Raw genomic sequence first — 20,444 nt, 5'->3', positions numbered from 1 at the left:
GTGGACTTTTGCTCCAATGCCCTCGGCCTTTTTCCTGTTTGCTTTTGACCTTTCTGAAAACAACTTACTGGCGGCCGGCGCTGCTGCTGCTGGCATTTTTGCTGGTGCTGGCTGGCCTCAATCCGGCCCAGGCTCAGCGGCGCAAGGCGCCCCGCACCAAAGCCCGGGCGGGCAGCACCTCCGGCAATGCCGATTTTTTTCGCATCAAAACGCCCAAGATGCGCTACGTGCGTCCCGATACAACTACGGTGATTGAGACCGAGGAATTGCCCGACGACAACTCCGATGCGGCGAAATCAATTTTCTTTAATCCAGCCAAAAAGCTCAGCATTGTGAGCGAGGATACTTCCAAACTCAATTTGGGCGGGCAGGAAATTGTGGAGATGTCGGAGGAAGTGCTGATTGATTCTTCCTGGGTGAAAGTGGCAGGCTATTATTCCATTTGGGATACGCGCAGCGTGAACCCTTACCGCGTGGATGGCCGCAGCTACCGCGACTCCCTGAAGCTGAAGCTGATTGACCCGCCGCGCCAGCGCTTCGCTAGTATGCCCCTGGTTAAAACCCCCATTACCTCGGGGTTTGCCTTCCGGGGCTACCGTTGGCATTACGGCATGGACCTTGACCTGAATACCGGCGACTCAGTGAAAAGTGTCTTCGATGGCGTGGTGCGCATCAACGCGTGGGACGGGGGCGGCTACGGCAACTACATTTTGGTGCGCCACTACAACGGCCTGGAAACGATTTATGGCCATATGAGTAAGGCCTTGGTACCCGTCGGTACTTTTGTGAAAGCGGGGCAGCTCATTGGCTACGGCGGTAACACGGGGCGGAGCACGGGCTCGCATTTGCATTTCGAGGTGCGCTACCAGGGCAACCCTATCAATCCGGCGCTGGTGTACGATTTCCCGGACTACAAACTGCGCAAGGATAATTTCACCATTACGTCGGAACTGTTCAACTACTACAGCCGCGCCCTGCAAAACCGGAGTCGGAGCAGCAATAGCCGGAGCAGCAGCAGTCGGCCTTCCAAGGCCCGGCAGACCGTCACTTACAAAGTGCGCTCGGGCGATACCCTTTCGGAAATTGCCGAACGACACGGAGTGGGACTGAGCACCTTGAAAAGATTAAATCCCGGCGTCAAGACCTTGCAGCCCGGCCGCAGGGTCCGCATTAAGTAAAACAAGCGGTATTAAGTAAGCGGTACGCCTCATACCTATTTCCCTCGGCTTGACAAATGCTGCCTGCCAGTCGTAACCCCCTGTAATTTGTGATAAAGCTCGATATTCTGGCCCTGGGGGCTCATCCCGACGACGTTGAGATGTCGTGCTCCGGCACGCTAGCTGCATCGGCCGTTGCGGGCAAAAAAATTGGGGTCGTTGACTTTACCCGCGGGGAGCTAGGGACCCGGGGTACGCCCGCAATTCGGGCGGCCGAGGCAGCAGCGGCTGGCCTAATTCTGGGATTGAGCGCGCGCGAAAACCTGGGCCTGCCCGATGGTTTTTTTCGCAATGAGCGGGAACACCAACTCCCCCTTATTGCCGCCATTCGTCGTTATCGGCCCGAGGTAGTGCTCTGCAATGCCGTTCAGGACCGGCACCCCGACCATGGACGCGGCGCGCAACTGGCCACGGATGCCTGCTTTCTGGCGGGCCTGCGCATGATTGAAACCATTGGCGATGACGGCCTGCCGCAAGCCCCGTGGCGACCCCGCAACGTGTACCATTACATTCAGGACCGCGCCCTCGTGCCGGCTTTCGTGGTGGATATATCGGCCCATTGGGAAACGAAGTGGGCTTCCATTCAGGCCTACGGAACGCAGTTTTTCAATCCCAACCTCGACGAGCCAAGTACCTACCTGTCGAGCCAGGAATTTTCGAAATTCATGGAAGCGCGCGCCCGCGAGTTCGGCCACATGATAGGCGTAGAATTTGGGGAAGGCTTCACGGTACACCGGCCGGTGGGGGTGCGGGAAGTGACGGATTTTATTTAACCGCAAACGACTTCCTGAGCTAATCGGAACAAAGTGGAAGTTTTTCCCGTTTCTACGGAAAATATTCCCATCTTTGGGAATGTACCATCCGCCTGCACTCATGACTGCTGCTCTGCCCTCCGCTGCTTACTCGCCTGCCTTGCTCGGGCTGCAGGCAACCGTGGCCGATTCCTTCGCGCTGGTGATGCAGGCCCGTACCGGCGTGCTGGCCAAAACCGCCTTCGACGTGGCTGCGCTGCTGCAATTGAGTGCCGACGAATTGGCCAACTTGCTGCACACCACCACCAAAACCCTGCGTACTTACCGGCTTGGCAAAAAACGCCTAGCCCCCGCCGCCAGCGAGCAAGTGCTAAAACTGCTGGCCCTGGCCCGCCAGGGAGAGGAAGTGTTTGGTTCGGTGCCCGCATTCCGACGGTGGCTCGATAAACCTGCCTACGGCCTCGATAATCAGCCGCCGTTGGCCTTGCTGGAAACCAGCGGGGGTATTGATTTGGTGGCCGACGAAGTCGACCGCATTGCCCACGGCGACTTCGCCTAGGCCCGCGCGTGGAAGTCTACCGCATCTGCCTGGCAAAATATGCCGGCGAACTAGTGGCCTCCGGCAATCCCGGCCGCTGGAACCTGCGCGGCCAGTTGGTCATTTACGCCGCCGGCAGCCGCGCTTTGGCCTGCCTCGAAAACGTGGTGCACCGCAGCGGCGAAGGCCTCAACAGCCTCTTCAAAGTCATCCGCATCGAAATCCCTGACGCGTTGGCAATAGAAAGCTTAACCTTGGACGAACTGCCAACGGACTGGCAATTGCCCCGCCACTACGCCCGCTGCCAGCCGCTGGGTGCGGCCTGGTACCAACGCCAGACGGCAGCCATCTTGCGGGTGCCGTCGTCCATCATCGCCCACGAGCACAACTACGTGCTCAACACCAGGCACCCGGATTTTGCACAGATTCGCATCGTGGGATGGGAGGATTTTGCGTTTGACCCACGAATTAAGACGGACGCTGAATAGCAAAGCCAAGGGAACAGCGGGCCCGTTGCGCTTACTAAAGGGCTTCACCGCAAGCGTGTCCTAAGTAAGCCCGCTCGCGTATGCAGAGGTATGGATACTGCGGTTTTCATATCGAATATACCCCCGTGGGCCCTATTTACTTTGGTGTTTGGCGTGGGCTTAGGGGCTAATGAGTTGGGGTTTCGCTTGGGCCGGCTGCTGATTCGAAGGAAGGCACGCGAGCCGGAACCGCCCGTCGCGGCGCTGGTGGGGGCTATTCTTGGGCTGCTGGCTTTTTTGCTCGCCTTCACGTTTGCCATGACTTCTTCCCGATTTGATGCGCGCCGGGAACTGGTGATAGAGGATGCAAACCGGATTCGAACCGCCTACCTATACACCCGCCTGCTACCGGAGAAACAGGGGCAAGCGCTGAGGCAGCTTTTCCCGGAATACGTAGCGCTCCGCCTGCATATTACTTCGTTGGCCGTCGCCAAAAAACGAGAGCCCCGAATCGATGAAGTTCAGCGGTTGATGTGGCGGGAGGCCATGTCGCTGGTACCGGAAAATATGGATTCGGAGGTGCGCAGCTTGTTTATCAATGCTTTGAACGAAGTACATACTGTGCATACCACCCGCAAAACAGTTGCTCTGAACTACCACATTCCGGGCGCTATCTGGGCGGTATTAAACTTGCTTTCTGCCATGAGCATGCTCAGCCTTGGGTACCAAACCGGCATGTTCAGTGCGCGCCGGTTGGCCGGAATCCCCTTGCTGGCCGCAGCATTTGCCTTGGTGATAACCATGATAGCGGCAATGGACGCAACCGGCCAACGGGGATTTTTAATTAGCCAACAGCCCTTAGAAGACGTGCTGAAGCTAATCCAGTCAGGCAAGTACTAATGCCGGCAGAATCGGGTTTATGTGTTAAAAGCAGGGACCCCCGGCCACATTCGGTTCTTGCTGGGCGGCTGTTTTATGCCCGCTGAGCAGCAGGCTGCCTTGATACACGACGACTTACAACCGGTAACGTAGACCAAGCGATGTGGAAAAGCCAAGGTTGAACCCGTAATAATTTTTGATGTTCTGGTCGGGGTTGGTGCTGCCCAGCAGGTCAGAGGTTAATTGTAGGTGCTGGCCCAGGCCGTAGCGCAACCCAATACCCGCCGAAAGCAGGGCGTTGAAGCCGTTTTGACGGGGCAGGGTGAATACTTGGGGACTGGTAGGATAGGAAAACTGGAGCTCCTGGCGTTTGACGTGCACAAAAGTTGCCTCCAAAATGCCATCGACCTGAAAGCGTCGTTCCGGCTGGGAAAACGTGGCGCGCAACTGCACCGGTAGTCCCCAAATTGCGTGCTGCTGGTTTTGATTTAACTTGCCCCTACCGTATAAAACCCCAGCTTGTACCGCCAGATTGGACGTGAAATAATAGCCGCCATGCGCACTGCCCGTGTAAAGTAGGCCGCCGGTGTCAAAGTCGTTGATGATAAAAGTATGGCCTTCGAAGGCCGATTTTACGCCTATGTACCAAGGGGAGGGGGGCGGCGGGCCAGCTGCCGTTTGGGCCTGTGTCGTGCCTGCCAGCAGCCCGCAACAAGCACTCAAAACACAGGTTTTTATTAACGTCGCCAGCGGCCGAGGTAGAGGAAGCAAGTGCATGCGCGTGGAAGCGGGGTTACAAGTAAGGGATAAGAGAAGGGCAGATGGTTTACTAACGAAGTGCTAAACAGGCTGAAGGTGCCTGATTACCGCACGCCCAATCGATTCCGGCGCCAGCCCGAAACTGCTGCGTCCGTTGCTTCCCCATTCGCGCTAGCCATTATGGTCTTTTTATCGCTGAGCAGAAGCGCCCCCAGCACCGCAGCTACTTGCGCTGTTTCCGCATCTGGGGCGGCGGGAGCGAGGGTAGTGGGTGAGAAATGGTCGCGGATAAAGTTTGTGTCGAAGTTGCCGCTGACGAATGCCGGATGCGTTAGCACGTAGGTGCCGAAGCCTAAGGTGGTTTCGATGCCGGTAATTTTAAACTCCTCGATGGCGCGCAGCATGCGGGCAATGGCCTCGGCGCGGTCGGCCCCGAAGGCGACCAGCTTGGCAATCATCGGGTCGTAATGAATCGGAATGTCCATGCCCTGCTCGAAGCCGTCGTCGACGCGCACGCCGGGGCCCTGGGGGCGGACGTAGGTGCTCAGGGTGCCGATGTCGGGCAGGAAGTTGTTTTGCGGGTCTTCGGCGTACACGCGTACTTCAATGGCGTGGCCCGTGATGGAAAGTTCTGCTTGCGAGAAGGCGAGGAGCTCGCCCTGAGCCACTTTGATTTGCTCTTTCACCAAGTCGAGCCCCGTGATTTGCTCCGTTACGGGGTGTTCTACCTGGAGGCGGGTGTTCATTTCCAGGAAGTAGAAGTTGTGCTGGTCATCGAGCAAAAATTCTACTGTGCCGGCGCCGGTGTAGGCGCAGGCGCGGGCCACGTCCACGGCGCACTGGCCCATTTGGGCACGCAGCTCAGGGGTGAGCACCGAAGAAGGCGCTTCTTCAATGACTTTTTGGTGGCGGCGCTGGATGCTGCACTCGCGTTCGAACAGGTGCACGATGTTGCCGTGCTCATCGCCCAAAACCTGGATTTCGATGTGGCGCGGGCCAGTCACGAATTTCTCAATGAAAACGGCACCGTCGCCGAAAGCCGACACCGCTTCGTTGATGGCCAGCTGCATTTGTTCTTCAAACTCCCCGGCGTTGTTCACGATGCGCATGCCCTTGCCGCCGCCACCGGCCGAGGCCTTGATAAGAATGGGAAAGCCCACTTCCTGCGCAATCTGCTTCGCGGCGGCCACGTCGGAAATGGCTTCGTCGGTGCCGGGCACCAGCGGAATGTTGTAGGCTTTCACGGCCTGCTTCGCCGAGAGCTTGTCGCCCATCATTTCCATGGCCTCGGGGCTGGGGCCCACGAAAATGAGGCCGGCCTCGCGCACGGCGCGCGCAAAGCCGGCATTCTCGGAGAGGAAGCCGTAGCCGGGGTGAATGGCATCAACGCCCAATGTTTTGCAGACTTCGAGAATTTTGTCGCCGCGCAGGTAGCTGTCTTTGGACGCGGGCGGGCCCACGCACACGGCTTCGTCGGCGTAGCGCACGTGCAGGGCGTTGCGGTCGGCTTCGGAGTAGATGGCCACCGTGGCGATGCCCATTTCTTTGGCGGAGCGGAGAACCCGCAGGGCGATTTCGCCCCGGTTGGCGACGAGCAGCTTGGAGATTTTCTTCATGAGGGGGCTCCAACCGGCAGTTGGAGAGGCATTGAGCGGTGGGTGGGAAGCCGCAGGGGCGGACAAAACTCCTGCGGAAAGCAGGAGTGAGGGCGCAAAGAAAGTTGGAAACTCATGGGTTACCGTAAACATCGAACCCAGAATGACGTTATTAAGCCCAAATTATGTACAACGGCGGCCCCGGGCTACCTTTGTGATTGGGCCTGCTGTGCGTGCTATGCGCGCGCCTCCTGCGGCCCTTATGCTGCTTTTACAACCACCCTATTTCCCGTTTTTTCAGTGGATATTTTCGACCGGATTTCGGCCAACCGCGGCCCCCTGGGCTCGCAATCGCATTACGCCCACGGTTATTTCGCTTTCCCCAAGCTGGAGGGCCAAATCCATCCCCGCATGCAGTTTCGCGGCAAAGAGGTGTTGACCTGGAGCCTGAATAATTACCTTGGCTTGGCCAACCATCCCGAAGTGCGGCAAGCCGACATCGACGGCGCCACCGAATTCGGCATGGCTTACCCCATGGGCGCGCGCATTATGAGCGGCAACTCGACGCTGCACGAGCAGCTGGAAAACGAGCTGGCCGATTTCGTGCAAAAGCCCGGGGCATTGCTTCTTAACTTTGGCTACCAGGGCGTGGTCAGCATTATTGATGCGCTGGTGAGCCGCCACGATGCCATTGTGTACGACGCCGAGTCGCACGCCTGCATCATCGACGGCGTACGCCTGCACCAAGGCAAGCGGTTTGTGTTTCCTCACAACAACATCGAAAACCTCGAAAAGCAATTGGAGCGCGCCAAGCGCCTGACCGACGAAACCGGCGGCGGCATCCTGGTAATTACCGAGGGCATGTTCGGCATGTCGGGCAACCTGGGCAAGCTGCGCGAAATCGTGGAGCTGAAGAAGAAATACGACTTCCGCCTGTTCGTGGACGATGCTCATGGTTTTGGCACGCTGGGCGCTACCGGAGCCGGAACGGCAGAACATTTGGGCTGTGCAGAGGGCGTAGACCTAATTTTTTACACGTTCGCCAAGAGCATGGCCAGCATCGGCGCATTCGTGGCCGGGCAGGAAAGCGTGATTGAATATTTGCGTTACAACATGCGCAGCCAGATTTTCGCCAAATCGCTGCCCATGCCGTTAGTAATCGGTGCCCTGAAGCGTCTGGAGCTGATTCGCAACCACCCCGAATACCGCGAAAAGCTCTGGACCATTGTCCGGGCCCTGCAGGGCGGCCTAAAGGAAAAAGGATTCAACATCGGCACCACCGAGTCGCCGGTAACGCCCGTGCTGCTGAACGGTGAACTTTCCGAGGCAACGGCCCTAACCTTCGATTTACGTGAGAATCACGGCATTTTCTGCTCTATTGTGGTGTATCCGGTGGTGCCCAAGGGCGTTATCATGCTTCGTTTGATTCCCACGGCTATGCACACGCTGGAAGACGTGCAAGAAACGATTGTGGCCTTCGAAGCCATGGGTGCCAAGCTGGCCAAAGGGCTTTACAACAAAACCCCCGCGCCTTTCCAAACCGCCTAATTTCGCCGCTATGGCACTTCGCGCCGGCCTCCCAGATGGGAGGCCGGCGTTTTTGTTTTGGTACTATACCAAGGAAGTGCCGGGATGTCTACTTTGCGCAAAGGGCCTTTTTTTTGGCAAAATAGGCCTCTAAAAGCAGGGGAGGGGCTTTTAGAAAAAAAATGGAAAACTTGCTTGCATTTGAAATCCCTGTATATTAGGGCCGGCTTAACACCATCATACTTTCATTTTTCACCCCAAACCCAACCCACAATGAACAATTTCGGCAAACTGAAGGACCTCGTGATGTCGCTCGAAGACGACTTTTCGAAATTCTACGACAAGCAGAACGCTGCTGCGGGCACCCGTGTGCGCAAAGGCATGCAGGAGCTGAAGACGATGGCCCAGGCGTTCCGTACCGAAGTACAGAACACTAAGAACGCCGGTGCTGCCGCTCCCGCTGCTAAAGCTGCTCCCGCTGCTAAAAAGGCTGCTCCTGCTGCCAAGAAAGCTGCTCCTGCTAAAAAGAAGTAAGGCCCGGCCACGGCTTCGCGCGCAACCTCAAGGTCGCGCCGGCGCTGTGGATGCTAGCCCAAAGAAAAGGCCCCGCTGGATTCAGCGGGGCCTTTTCTTTGGGCTAGTTATTGGTAGCAGCAAGCAGCGCAGCCAGAGGTGCGGGGTTGCTTATTCCAGCTCAATCAGGAAGTAGTTCTTCTTGCCTTTTTGAGCCACCAAGTATTTGCCAGCCAGTAAGGGCAAGGCTGCTACTGAGGATTCGGGCGAGGCCACTTTTTCGCGGTTCAGGCTCACGCCGCCGGCCTGAATCATTTTCTTCGCCTCGCCTTTGGAAGGGAAAATCTTGTGCATGGTGGCATCGCTGAGCAAGGACACGGCATTCAGATGGGCGAACTCCGAGCGAAGCACGAGGATGTGCGGCACGCCCGCGAATACGTCGAGCAGCGTGGCTTCGTCCAAGGCTTGCAGGGCCTCGAGGTCGCCTTTGCCAAACAGAACTTCGGAGGCGGCGATGGCGGCTTCGGTGGCTTCGAGGGAATGCACGCGGGTGGTGACGTCGCGGGCCAGGGCTTTCTGGAGCACGCGCAGGTGGGGAGCCTGGGCATGTTCGGTCTCCAGGGCCACAATCTCGGGCTCGCTCAGCAGGGTGAATACTCGGATGAGGCGGGGCACATCGGCATCGGCGGCGTTGTAGAAAAATTGATAGAACTGATACGGGGAGGTCAGGGCGGGGTCGAGCCAGACGGTGCCGGTTTCTGATTTGCCGTACTTCGTGCCGTCGGCTTTGGTGATGAGCTGGCCGGTGAGGGCGTAAGCTTTGGCCTCGCGGCCCTCGGCGCTGCTGATGCGGCGGATGAGTTCGGTGCCGGTGGTGATGTTGCCCCACTGGTCGCTGGCGCCCATTTGCAGGGTGCAGCCCAGGGTTTTGTTGAGGTGCACAAAGTCGTAGCCTTGCAGCAGCTGGTAGCTGAATTCGGTGTAGCTGATACCGTCGGTGCCGCTGTCCTCGTTGCCGCTGATGCGGCGCTTCACCGAGTCCTTGGCCATCATGTAGTTTACGGTCAGGTGCTTGCCAACTTCGCGCAGGAAGCCCAGGAAGCCAATGTCCTTGAACCAATCGTAATTGTTCACCACCAGCGCGCCGGTGGGGCCTTGCGTAAAGTCGAGAAACTTCTCAAGTTGCGCTTGAATGCCGTGCTGGTTGCGGCGCAGGGTGGGTTCGTCGAGCAGGTTGCGTTCGGCCGATTTGCCGCTGGGGTCACCAATCATGCCGGTAGCGCCGCCTACCAGGGCCACGGGCCGGTGGCCCGCCCGCTGCAGGTGTACCAGCAGCATGATGGTGGCTAGGTTGCCAATGTGCAGCGAGGCGGCGGTGGGGTCGAAGCCGATGTAGCCGGTGATGGGCGCGTGGGCCGCCAAGTGTTCGGCAGTGCCGGGCATGGCGTCATGGTACATGCCGCGCCAGGTCAGTTCTTCAATTAAATTCAAGGCTGAATGGGTGATTGAGTGAATGGGCGAATCAAATGGGTAATTCATCCGCGTAACGTGGGCCCAAAGGTACTAGGCAGCTTTACCTTTGCTCGCGTGGATAACCGCACTGATTGTTTATTCACCCATTCACTCATTCGCGCATTCTCCCCTTGATACTAGAAGCCGACGCCCTCCTAAAGCAGCTGCAGCAGCGACAGTTTCAGCCTGTGTATTTTTTGCAGGGCGAGGAGCCGTTCTATATAGATGCAGTTGCCGACCTGATTGAGAAAACCGCCCTAGCCGAGCACGAGCGCAGCTTCAACCAAGTGGTGCTGTACGGCAAAGACGTGGACGTGACCGGTATTCTGAGCCAAGCCAAACGCTTTCCGATGATGGCCGAACGTTCGGTTGTCATCGTGAAGGAAGCCCAAACTGTGGCCGATTTGGAGCAGGAGCGGAGCTGGCCTTTTCTGGAAGCATACCTTAAAAACCCGCTGCCCAGCACGGTACTGGTCTTGTGCTACAAGCACAAGACCCTGGACAGCCGTAAGAAGCTAGGCAAGCTGCTGAGCGGCAAAGAATCGCCGGCCGTGCTGATGACCAGCAAGAAGCTCTACGACAACCAGGTGCCGCAGTGGCTCACGGCCAACGTGCGCCACCGCGGCCAGCAGATTACGGGGCAGGCCACGGCCATGCTGGCCGAGTACATTGGCGCCGACCTGGGCCGGCTGGCCAACGAAATCGACAAGCTGGTGCTCAACCTCAAGCCCGGCCAGCCCATCGACGAAGAGTTGGTGCAGCAAATGGTGGGCATCAGCAAGGATTACAACATTTTTGAGCTGCAGAAAGCCCTCGTGCAGCGCGATGTGCTCAAGGCTAACCGCATTCTGGGCTACTTCGCCGCCAACCCCAAGGCCAACCCGCTCATCCCCAACCTGACTTTGCTGTTTGGGTTTTTCAGCAAGCTGCTGGTGCTACATCAAGCCGGCTCCAACCCGGTCGATGGCGAGTTTAAGAAGCTGGGTATAATGAACAGCTTCGCCCAAAAAGAATACCAGCAGGCCCTGCGCGTGTACCCGGTGGAGCGGGTGGTAGGCATCATTCACCTCATCCGGCGGGCCGATGCACAAAGCAAAGGCATCGAAAGCGGCTCGATGGACGACGGTGAAATTCTGCGGGAGTTGGTGTGGCTGATTCTGCACAACGTGCCCGAAGGGGTGCTGCAGTAACACCAACCCGCTGCGGGCCGTAACAGGAGTGGATTTTACCTTAAGCTGATTTCACTCATGAGCGACAACCAACCGAGTGGCACCCTGGGGGGCCTCCTTTCCGGCCTATTCGGCCGCAGAACCAATGTCGAAGGTACGCCAGTGGGCGCATCACCATCCCGCAAACTAGTAGGTGGAGCTTTGCTGGCCGCCGGTGCCGCGTACTTGTATAAGCGTTACAAAAACGGTACCCTGAAGGTGCCCAACTTCACTCCCCCAAAATAGTCAAGCGGCTTCAGGATTTTGAACGAAAGCCCCGTTGGCACGCGCCGACGGGGCTTTTTACTTGTTGCAACACATACAAGCACACAGACACCATGCTTAAGGCGTACACCCAAATTTGGTATGGCGACCTATATCAGGATACGCCCGTGTGGTTCGCCGAACCGCTGCACTTGGTGGCCGAATGGAGGTGTTTTGTTCGATATGGCCAGATTTTAGACGTGCGACCCTATAAAGGAAATTGGCGCTCCCATTTCACCCCAACTGTGCTAGAGCAGGCGCTAGCGGCTTATTTACCCTCAGCTCTGGCAGCTTTTGCGTTGGAAATTGGCTGCACGGCTGACGGAAAAACCGTGGTAGTGGAAGGAACGAAGGCTATGCGCTGGGTGCTTATTGCCTGACGGCAGTAACGTATGCTAAGTTTCTGTCGGCACGCTGGGCCGAAATGACGGGCAGCGAGGACTACTGCCATTTTCAACTGACCGGCTTTTGTCAGTTCGGCAATGAATCCTGCGTTTCTGCGTTTTGTGGGCAACCTACGGGCTTTTATCGCTACTTTTGGCGAGTTCCCGGGTCCGGTGCGGCCCCTCCACGCAAGGTATTTTCATGAAGCTATTTCCCCGGTTGGCGCTGGCCGCCGCCCTGAGTGCCGTGGCGCCAGTAGCGGCCCACGCCCAGCAAACCCAGGTTTTTGCCGCCGATGAGCGGTTCTTTCAAGAAGGGCTGGAACTGTTTGACCGCGGCCAGTACGGCGCGGCCCAGGAGGCGTTCCGGCAGTACCTCGCCGTCGAGCCCGTTCGCAGCAGCCAGGCCAGTCCCATTTCGGCCGACCGCACCGCCGATGCCGAGTACTACTACGCCGTAAGCGGCCTGTATTTACTGCATCCCGACGCCGAGGGCCTGATTCTGGCCTTCGCCGACCAGCACCCAGCGCACCCGCGTTCGGCCGTGGCCTATTTCGAGCTGGGCAAGTTTTACTTTGACCAAAAGAACTATGAGTCGGCTATTCGCTACTTCCAGAAAGTAGCCCCCGACAACCTCAGCAACGAGCAACGCGCCGAATCCGACTTCAAACTCGCTTATAGCTACTTCGAGCAAAAGGAATACGAGAAGTCCCGGCTGCTTTTCGACCGCAGCAAGCAAGTCCAGAGCGAGTTCAAATACGCTAGCTCCTACTACGCAGGCTACCTGGCCTACCGGGCCGGCGATTTTGCCGCCGCCCGCGCCGACTTGGGCGTGGCCGAGCAAAACGACGCCTACAAGCCAGTGGTGCCCGCCATCGTGTCCCAGATTTACTACAAAGAAGGCAAATACGACGAGCTGATTGGCTACGCCTCGAAGGCCCTGAAGGACACCCCGCCACCGCAGAATTCCGACGAAATTCAGCTGCTGCTCGGCGATGCGTATTACCAGAAGCAACAGTACAAGGAGGCCGCCGAGGCCTTCGATAAGTTTGCCGCCATCCGCAAGGGCAAGATTGAGCCGAGCCTGCAGTATAAGATTGGCTTCGCCAACTACAAGATGGGCGACTTTAAAGGCGCCATCGCCAGCCTGAAAAACGTGGCCGTGCGCCGCGATTCGCTGGGGCAGAACGCCGCCTATCACCTGGGCCTGAGCTACGTGCAAGCCAACCAGAAGCCCCAAGCCGTTACCGCTTTCGACGCCGCCCGCCAGGGTGATTTTGATAAAAAGATTGCCGAGAACGCCTCCCTCAAGCTAGGCCAGGTGCACTACGAGCTGGGCAACCTGCCCGAGGTGATTGCCGTGCTCCGCGACTTCCGCAAACGCTTTCCCCGGTCGGCCAACCAAGCCACGGTGGATGATTTGCTGAGCACCAGCTTTCTGGCTTCCACCGACTACTCTCAGGCCCTGGCGTACCTCGAAGGCCTTGATGACCGAAGCGACAAGCTAAACGCCACCTACCAGCGCGTGGCGTATTCGCAGGCTGCGTCGCTCTACAACAACAGTAACTACAGTGCGGCCCTGCCGCTGCTGGATAAGTCCTTGAAATACCCGGAAGATGACGCCTTGCGCGCCGCGGCCCAGGTCTTGCGAGGCGAAATTTACAGCGTGGGCCAGCAGTACCCCGATGCCATCACGGCCTACTCGGCGGCCGCCCGGGCGGCCCGGCAGGGCGGTGTGAGCGCCGAAGAAGTGGAGTTTGAACAAAAGGCCCGCTACGGCTTGGGCTACGCCTATTATAATACCAAGCAGTATGAACGCGCCCGGCCACAGTTTCAGGCTTTTCTGAACGACAAATCGGCCAAGCCCGACGACCCGAATTACTACGACGCCACGCTGCGCCTCGCTGACACCTACTATGTGGCCAAAAGCTACCCGCAAGCGCTGGACCTCTACGACAAGGTGATAAAGGCTAACGCTGCCGATAAGGACTACGCCTATTATCAAAAAGGCCGCACGCTGGGCGCCATGGGCCGCCGCGATGAGGCGACTACCACGCTGGCCTCGCTCCTCAAAACAAGCCCCAACTCGCGCTACGCAGAAGAGGCCGTGTTCCAGCAGGCCCAGCTTTCTTTCGAAGCCGGCGAGTACCAGCCCGCCGCCACCGGCTTCTCCCGCCTGATTGACAACCGGCCCAACAGCCCGCTTGTGCCGCAAGCCCTGCAGAAGCGCGGCGTCTCCTTCGCCAACCTGCAGCAGCACGAAAAGGCCGTGGCCGATTTCCAGCGCGTGCTCACCGAATTCCCGCGCAGCGAAGCGTCCTCGCAGGCTCTCTACAGCCTCCAGGAAAGCCTGACGGCGCTGGGCCGCACCGAAGAATTTGACGCGGCCCTGGCTTCGTTTAAAATCCAAAATCCCGACAGCAAGGCCACGGAGAGTGTCGAATTTGAAGCTGCTAAATCGTTATATCTAGCTGAGAAATACCAGCCGGCCATTCTGCGCATCGAGTCTTACTTGAAGCAGTACCCGCAGTCGGCTCTCGGGCCGGATGCCCGGTTCTTCCTGGCCGATTCTTACCTGAAAACCGGCGACAAGCAGCAGGGCTTAACCCGGCTGCGCGCCGTGGTGACCGAAGGAAAAAGCGAGTTCCTGAACCGCGCCGTAGGCCGCCTTGCCGACCTGGAGTTTGAAAATAAGAGCTACGCCGAAGCGGCCAAGCTATACGAGCGTCTGCGCGGGGCTAGCACCAACCGCCGCGAAGTAGCCAATGCCACCCTAGGCCAGATGCGCAGCTTGTACGAGGCCGGCGACTATCCCGGCACCCGCCGCGTGGCCGAAGAATTGCGCACGCAGGCCGGTGCAACATCAAATGCCACCAACGCGGCGCTGCTGTACATCGGCAAGGCCAGCTACCGCGCCGGCACCTTCGACCAAGCGGCCACCGAACTGACCGCTGCCGTAGCCGCCGCTCCCAACGACGTGAACGGCGCCGAAGCCCAGTATTACCTAGCCGATACCTACTTCAAACAAAAGAAGTACGAGGAAGCCATCGCCGAGGCGCTGAAGGTGAACGCCAATTTCAGCAGCTACACCTTGTGGCAGGGCCGCGCCTTCTTGTTAGTCGCCGATGCCTATGCCGCGCAGGGCGACAACTTCCAGGCCCGTGGCACGCTCAACTCCATCATCGACAATAAATTCCCGGTAGCGGAGATAGTGGAAGGAGCCAAGCAGCGCCTCAAAACGCTGGGAGCCGACCAGCCCGACGAGGCTGCTGAACCGGCCGCCCCCAAGCCCGCTCCGGCCAAAACGCCCGCTAAAACCCCAACCAAGGGCAAGGCCGCCGCGCCGCGCAGCAACCTACGGGACGCTACCGCTCCGGCCGATACGGCCACCCAACGCTAGGCGCCGCGTATTTTTTCATTGAATAATCATTTGCTGATGAAGCGTTTGTTGATACTACAGAATAAGCCAACGGTGCGCCCACTGGCGGGTTGGGTGCTGGCGGCGGCATTGGTGGGGGGCTTGATGCCCACGGCTTCGGCCCAAACCACGCGCCCCCGAACCACGGGCAAGATTGAAGAAGCCGAGATTGAAATTGTGAAAGAACGGGTAAATCAACTGCCCGAAGCCACCCGCAACTTTTCGAAAATCAAGCTGCCCGCGCCTCCCCCGGCCGAACGCAAGGTGGCCTACACGTTTCCAGACTTCCGGCTGCCGGCCGACCGCCTGAATCCGTCGGTGAAGGTGCTTACCATCCGCAGCGAGGAGCTAACGCCGCTCACCGGCAACTTTATCAAAGCAGGATTGGGAAATTACGGCACGTTTTACGGGCGGGGGTATTTCCATAGCACCCGCAATACCGACCACGCTTACGGCCTCGACATCAAGCACGTGAATTCCCTGACGGGGCCCGTTGATGGCAAGAATTCCGGCGTTTCGGAGTCCAGCGCGCACCTGATGGGCGAATTATACCGAGGCACCGCCGCCTTTGGCGCTACCATTGACGTGGGCCGGGAACGCTACAATTTCTACGGCTACGAGAAGGCAGCCAACCAACCCGAAACCACCCCCAAGCCGGATGCCGCCGATATCAAGCAGGTATTCAACCGCTTTGGAGTAAAGGCTTACGCCCACAACCGCGACCCCGAGCAGGTGCTGACGTATGATGCCGGCATCGGGTACCGGTATTGGGGCGACAGCTTCAATGCCCAGGAACACAATGTGATGGTGAACGCCAAAGGCGGCTACGCACTGGGCGAAACCAGCCGCGTGACCGTCACCGCAGATGCCTCGTTCATCTCGGAGAAAGACCTGGCGCCCGGCAACCCGGTTCAGCCCGACCCGCTGCCGTTGGTGACGCGCAACCGCACGTTTGTGCAAGCCACGCCGGCCTATGAATTCATCAACAAGCGCCTCGCCTTTACCTTGGGCGCCACGTTGGGTTATTCATCCGACACTACGACGAATGTGAGCAAGGGGGTGATTTACCCGGCCGTGCGGGTGGGCTATACCATTGCCCCCGAGAAATTTATGCTGTATGCGGGCCTGGGTGGCGCCCTGCAACGCGTCACGCGCTACGACCTGAGCACCGAGAATCCATGGCTAAACCGGGGCCTGAACGTGGCCGATACCCACCGGGGCCCTACTATCTACGCGGGGTTCACGTCGACGCCAGTGCGGGGTCTTGAACTCAACGCCCGGGCCACGTATGCGCGCGACCGCAACCTGTATTTCTACCTGAATAACGCCATTGACCCCACCAAGTTCGACCTCGTGTATGACCAGAATGCCACTGGCGTGCTGAACATCCACGGCGAGCTGTTGTACAACGTGGCCGAGAAATTCCGGTTGGGCACCCGCCTTGACTATAATAAGTACGCCCTCAAAAACCTGCCCCAGCCTTTTCATCGGCCCGAATTTCAAGGCTCCGTATTCGGAACATACAATGTTTTTGACAAGCTGATGGTCAGCGTGGAGGGGTATTTTTATGCGGCCAGCTACGGCATTAGCTACCGGCCAGGGTCCACCTTCGGCGACGTGCGCACGCCTGACTTTTACCGCGCCACCGACCCGATTATCGATTTAAACCTGCGCGCTGATTACCGCATTACGCCAAAAATATCCATCTTTGTAATGGGTAATAATCTTGCCAATCGACAGTATCAGCGCTTCTACGGCTATCCGGTGAAGGGCGTGAACGTGCTGGGCGGCGCTACCTACACGTTCTAGGTTTCTGGTTATTAATTGCTTAACATTCATCCGGCCGCTTTTGTCGGAATTAAGGAACCAAGGAATCAGTGCCAAGCCACCGGATACTAGTAATCAGTAACTCCAAAAAATGCATCTCGCCGACCACATCCGCCCCCTGCTCCGCGACCACGACTGTGTGATTATCCCGGATTTTGGGGGCCTTGTGGCCGATGTGTCGTCGGCCCGGGCCCAGCCCGGCCGGCAGGTGTTGAGCCCGCCCACCAAGCTGGTGGCTTTCAACCAAGCCCTGACGCGCAACGATGGCCTGCTGGTGGATGCATTAAGCCAACACCTGGGCTTATCCATTGCCCAGGCCCGTGAAGCCGTGCGAACCGCCGTGGCTGGGCTGAAGCAGGAGTTGGATGAAACCAACCGAACCGAATTGCCGGGTATTGGCATTTTCCGTCGCGCGGCGGGCCGGGGTTTGGCCTTCGAATACACCGGTACCGACAATCTGCTGGCTTCGGCGTTTGGCTTGCCACAATTGGCCGCTCGCCCCGTGCGGGCGAACGATGCCCGCCCCAAACGGCCGCAGCCCGTATTGCGCGGGGGGGCTACACGCCGCCCGCGCTGGGCACGCCTGTTGCCCGTGGGGGTTATTGCCTTTGCCGCCAGTTTGCTGCTGTTGGCCAACTACCAAGTAGCCCTCAATGCCGGGTACCTGCCCACCGCCTGGCAAACCCAATTGCCCAAATTGGAATGGGCCCAACGTCCGGCCAGCACCACGTCCGTCTCTGAGCCCCAACAGGCAACGTTGGGCCAGCACGACTTCAATTCGTCGGCCGCCCCGCTCGCATCCGAGGGCATGACGCCGCTGGAGACTTCTGCTGCTACGTCGGCTCCCGTTGTTGCTCCACAGCCAGCCACAGTACCTGCTCTAAATGACGCAAAACCGGAGGCTAGTAAGGTCGTTTCATCGGCTATTGCTGCCCCTAATGCCGACATAGTAGAGAAATCGGCCATAAAAACCTCGGCTGAAGCCACCAGTACTAGCGAAGCGAAAGCTCCTGCAGTTGCGGCGCGCCCCGCAGCCGTTGCGGCACCGGTGGCCAAGGCGGTAGAAAGCTCCACTACAATTAAAAGCCGCACTGGCCGTTACTACGTTATTGCGGGCGCCTACCGGACGCTGGCCCACGCCGAAAGAGGCCGCAAGGCCCTTACCAAAACCGGCCACGCCACGCACATCATTCTGCCTCCTGCCGGCAGCCGCTTGTTCCGGGTTACTGCTGCGGATTATGCCGATTTAGCTTCGGCGCAACGCGAAGCACAGCGTTTGCGCATAACCCAGCGCAGTGACTTCAATACTTTGAAATTTTAAACGAACGCATGTCCGTATTCCTTTTGCAAGTTGCCGCCACCGCGGCTGATTCTGTTAATACCGCCGTTTCGGATGCTCCGATTGTTCAGTCCGAAGTTCCCGTTCTTGATTTGATTCTGCGCGGGGGCCTGATAATGATTCCCCTCTTAGCGCTTTCTCTCATCTCTATTTACATCATTCTAGAGCGGTACTTGGCCATCCGCAAGGCAGCTGGCAACCCCGATTCCTTCATGAATGGCATCCGTTCGTTGATGGTAAAAGGCGATTTGGCCGGGGCCAAGCTGCTGTGCGCCCAAACGGCGTCGCCCTTGGCCCGCATGGTAGAAAAGGGCCTGCGCCGCATCGGCCTGCCACTGAAAGAAATTGAAACCAGCGTCGAAAACGTGGGCAAAATTGAAATTGCCCGCCTCGAAAAGAACATCAGCATTCTGGGCATTATTGCCGGCATTGCGCCCATGCTGGGCTTCGTGGGTACCATTATCGGGGTTATCAAGATTTTCTATTCCATTGCCGCCACCAAAGAGTTTGGCATTCCGCAAGTGGCCGACGGCCTGTACGTTAAGCTCGTGACTTCGGCCACGGGCCTCATCGTGGGCATCATTGCGCACGTGGGATACCATTGGCTCAGCATCCTCGTCGAGCGGATGGTGTTCCGAATGGAGAATTCTGCCATCGAGTTCATGGACATCCTCCAGGATAACTAAGTTAACAAAAAAAGAGAAGTGAGGAATGAAGGAACTCCGGCGCGTCGCCCATTCTTCATTCCTCACTTCTCTTTTTTAATTCTAAATAAAGATGAATCTTTCCCGCCGCCATCGCCTCACGTCGCACGTCGAGACTGGGGCCATGAACGACATCATGTTCTTCCTGATGTTGTTCTTCCTCATTGCCTCCACGTTGGTCAACCCGAACGTTATCAAACTCCTGCTGCCCAATGCCAGGTCGAGTAAGCAGGTAATGAAGCAGCCCATCACCGTGTCGGTGGATGCGGCGGGCACCTATTTCGTGAACAAGAAGCCCGTGAATCCGGCCATGGTAGAGCCCGAACTGGTGGCGCTGGTTGGCACCGTGCCCACCACCGAGCAGCCCACTGTGGTGCTGCGGGTCGATAACTCGCTGAACGTGCAGAAGCTGGTGGACATCCTGGAAATTGGCAACCGCCTGAAGCTGAAAATGGTGATGGCAACCCAGGCCCAGCAAGCCGCCGGGAAGTAGAGATGGGCCGGATGTTATTTCGGCAGTGAGTTATGAAGAAGCAGGTCAATACCTACTTAGGGTAGGAATGAGCCGGCATTTTTGAACTCACTTTCGCCCGATGCGTTAAAAAACAGTTGCACCATCCCTTCATCACCAACAAGATGGCTATCGATTATCCCGAACCGTACCGCCGCGAGGCCCTGATTGGCACCCTGGTCATTCACGGCTTGTTGCTGTTGCTGTTCATGTTCACGTTTTTTAAAGGGCCGAACCCACCCTTGGCCGCCATTGGCGGCGATGGAGTGGAGCTGAATTATGGCATCGACGAGGCGGGTTCGGGCGATGTGCAGAGCATGGCCACGGCCAACAAATCGCCCAACCGCGAAGACAGCCGCCCGCCCGTAGCCAACCCCGACCCCCAGCCCCGCCCCGAGGTAGCGGCCACACCGGCCCCCACGCCGCCTTCGCAGGAGAAAATCATTACGAGTGAGGCCGAAGAAAGCCCGGTTTCTGAAGCTCCCGTTGAAACGCCCGCTCCGCCCAAAGAAGAAGTTAAAGTAGCGCCCAAGCCGGCCCGGAAAGTTGCCGTCACCTTTTCGCCCAAGGGCAATGAGTCGGGCGGCGGCAACGGCGTGAATGGCACCAGCAACGCGCCCACCGGCAATAATAACGGCGACCGGCCCGGTGCCGTGGGCGACCAAGGCGACCCCAACGGCTCCCTCGATTCCAAAGCCCTTTACGGCGCCCCGGGCAGTGGCGGCAGTGGCAGCAGTCCCGGCAGCGGCGGCCTGGAAATGAGCGGCTGGCGTTTGGAGAGCAAGCCCGTGGTTGATGCCATCGACAATAACTCCGGTGTTGTCCGCTTCAAGATTAAAATCTCGTCGGATGGCGAAGTGGAATCGGTTTCTAAAGTGTCGGGCAACGTTTCCTCCGCTCAGGAAAAGCTTTGCCGCGACAAGCTGCTCGATGCCAACTTTATTAAAACCAACAGCGCCGCAGGTGGTGCTACTGGGTTTTATACCTTCAGGTTTACAGTTCGATAGCAGTTTGCTCACTTAGTAAAAGCC

The 20,444-nt window shown here is 58.2% G+C and carries 17 protein-coding genes and 1 pseudogene; 15 read left to right on the top strand and 3 right to left on the bottom strand.

What is annotated here, in order from left to right; translation table 11 throughout:
- Nucleotides 1-44: 44 nt before the first annotated feature.
- The 5 genes from I2I05_RS22365 to I2I05_RS16305 all read left to right on the top strand — a co-directional run bounded on the left by I2I05_RS22365 (nucleotide 45) and on the right by I2I05_RS16305 (nucleotide 3,874).
- Nucleotides 45-1,178, top strand: coding sequence for a M23 family metallopeptidase (locus tag I2I05_RS22365; protein ID WP_317192364.1), 1,134 nt, complete (start codon nucleotides 45-47; stop codon nucleotides 1,176-1,178).
- A 92-nt stretch (nucleotides 1,179-1,270) separates the two neighbouring features.
- On the top strand, nucleotides 1,271-1,990 hold the full coding sequence (gene bshB1 / locus I2I05_RS16320; protein WP_196283366.1) for a bacillithiol biosynthesis deacetylase BshB1: 720 nt from the start codon (nucleotides 1,271-1,273) through the stop codon (nucleotides 1,988-1,990).
- A 100-nt stretch (nucleotides 1,991-2,090) separates the two neighbouring features.
- Nucleotides 2,091-2,528, top strand: coding sequence for a type II RES/Xre toxin-antitoxin system antitoxin (gene parS / locus I2I05_RS16315; RefSeq protein ID WP_196283322.1), 438 nt, complete (start codon nucleotides 2,091-2,093; stop codon nucleotides 2,526-2,528).
- An 8-nt stretch (nucleotides 2,529-2,536) separates the two neighbouring features.
- Nucleotides 2,537-2,995 (top strand): RES family NAD+ phosphorylase, encoded by a 459-nt coding sequence (locus tag I2I05_RS16310; RefSeq protein ID WP_196283321.1) that lies wholly within the window; start codon nucleotides 2,537-2,539, stop codon nucleotides 2,993-2,995.
- A 90-nt stretch (nucleotides 2,996-3,085) separates the two neighbouring features.
- A complete protein-coding gene (locus I2I05_RS16305; RefSeq protein ID WP_196283320.1) occupies nucleotides 3,086-3,874 on the top strand; it encodes a bestrophin-like domain in 789 nt (262 codons plus the stop codon).
- A gap of 114 nt (nucleotides 3,875-3,988) precedes the next feature.
- On the opposite strand, the gene I2I05_RS16300 is transcribed toward I2I05_RS16305, so the two are convergent.
- Both I2I05_RS16300 and accC read right to left on the bottom strand, forming a co-directional pair.
- Nucleotides 3,989-4,576: an outer membrane beta-barrel protein gene (locus I2I05_RS16300; RefSeq protein WP_196283319.1), complete on the bottom strand. Its 588-nt coding sequence runs from the start codon at nucleotides 4,574-4,576 to the stop codon at nucleotides 3,989-3,991.
- Between the two features lie 140 nt (nucleotides 4,577-4,716).
- Nucleotides 4,717-6,228 carry an acetyl-CoA carboxylase biotin carboxylase subunit gene (accC, locus tag I2I05_RS16295; RefSeq protein WP_196283318.1) on the bottom strand — a complete coding sequence of 504 codons (1,512 nt, stop codon included), beginning with the start codon at nucleotides 6,226-6,228 and terminating at the stop codon, nucleotides 4,717-4,719.
- Nucleotides 6,229-6,507: 279 nt separating this feature from the next.
- On the opposite strand from accC, the gene I2I05_RS16290 reads away from it, so the two are divergent.
- Together I2I05_RS16290 and I2I05_RS16285 are read left to right on the top strand one after the other, a co-directional pair.
- Complete coding sequence (locus I2I05_RS16290; RefSeq protein ID WP_196283317.1) at nucleotides 6,508-7,755, top strand: aminotransferase class I/II-fold pyridoxal phosphate-dependent enzyme; 1,248 nt, start codon at nucleotides 6,508-6,510, stop codon at nucleotides 7,753-7,755.
- 252 nt (nucleotides 7,756-8,007) lie between these two features.
- Nucleotides 8,008-8,178, top strand: a pseudogene (locus I2I05_RS16285) (histone H1); the annotation flags it as partial.
- 240 nt (nucleotides 8,179-8,418) lie between these two features.
- Here the strand turns inward: I2I05_RS16285 and tyrS are convergent.
- A complete protein-coding gene (gene tyrS, locus I2I05_RS16280; protein WP_196283315.1) occupies nucleotides 8,419-9,738 on the bottom strand; it encodes a tyrosine--tRNA ligase in 1,320 nt (439 codons plus the stop codon).
- Nucleotides 9,739-9,890: 152 nt separating this feature from the next.
- Between tyrS and holA the strand changes: the two genes are divergently transcribed.
- The 8 genes from holA (at nucleotide 9,891) to I2I05_RS16240 (ending at nucleotide 20,420) form a co-directional block, all read left to right on the top strand.
- Nucleotides 9,891-10,949 carry a DNA polymerase III subunit delta gene (holA, locus tag I2I05_RS16275; RefSeq protein WP_196283314.1) on the top strand — a complete coding sequence of 353 codons (1,059 nt, stop codon included), beginning with the start codon at nucleotides 9,891-9,893 and terminating at the stop codon, nucleotides 10,947-10,949.
- Between the two features lie 356 nt (nucleotides 10,950-11,305).
- Nucleotides 11,306-11,611, top strand: a complete 306-nt coding sequence (locus I2I05_RS22460) for an ATP-grasp domain-containing protein (protein ID WP_196283313.1) — start codon at nucleotides 11,306-11,308, stop codon at nucleotides 11,609-11,611.
- Nucleotides 11,612-11,816: 205 nt separating this feature from the next.
- On the top strand, nucleotides 11,817-15,014 hold the full coding sequence (locus I2I05_RS16265) for a tetratricopeptide repeat protein (RefSeq protein ID WP_196283312.1): 3,198 nt from the start codon (nucleotides 11,817-11,819) through the stop codon (nucleotides 15,012-15,014).
- Between the two features lie 36 nt (nucleotides 15,015-15,050).
- A complete protein-coding gene (locus I2I05_RS16260; protein ID WP_196283311.1) occupies nucleotides 15,051-16,841 on the top strand; it encodes a TonB-dependent receptor in 1,791 nt (596 codons plus the stop codon).
- A 109-nt stretch (nucleotides 16,842-16,950) separates the two neighbouring features.
- The gene (locus I2I05_RS16255; protein ID WP_196283310.1) at nucleotides 16,951-18,180 is read left to right on the top strand and encodes an HU domain-containing protein; all 1,230 of its coding nucleotides are present in this window, start codon (nucleotides 16,951-16,953) and stop codon (nucleotides 18,178-18,180) included.
- 8 nt (nucleotides 18,181-18,188) lie between these two features.
- A complete protein-coding gene (locus I2I05_RS16250) occupies nucleotides 18,189-18,884 on the top strand; it encodes a MotA/TolQ/ExbB proton channel family protein (protein WP_196283309.1) in 696 nt (231 codons plus the stop codon).
- Nucleotides 18,885-18,975: 91 nt separating this feature from the next.
- Entirely contained in the window at nucleotides 18,976-19,395 is a 420-nt protein-coding gene (locus tag I2I05_RS16245) for an ExbD/TolR family protein (protein ID WP_196283308.1), read from the top strand.
- Between the two features lie 143 nt (nucleotides 19,396-19,538).
- Nucleotides 19,539-20,420 carry a hypothetical protein gene (locus tag I2I05_RS16240; RefSeq protein ID WP_196283307.1) on the top strand — a complete coding sequence of 294 codons (882 nt, stop codon included), beginning with the start codon at nucleotides 19,539-19,541 and terminating at the stop codon, nucleotides 20,418-20,420.
- Nucleotides 20,421-20,444 lie beyond the last annotated feature (24 nt).

This window comes from Hymenobacter jeongseonensis (assembly GCF_015694725.1).
Classification (GTDB): Bacteria; Bacteroidota; Bacteroidia; order Cytophagales; family Hymenobacteraceae; genus Hymenobacter; species Hymenobacter jeongseonensis.
The sequence above is the reverse complement of the archived record's forward strand: the minus strand, read 5'-3'. Positions and strand labels throughout refer to the sequence as shown.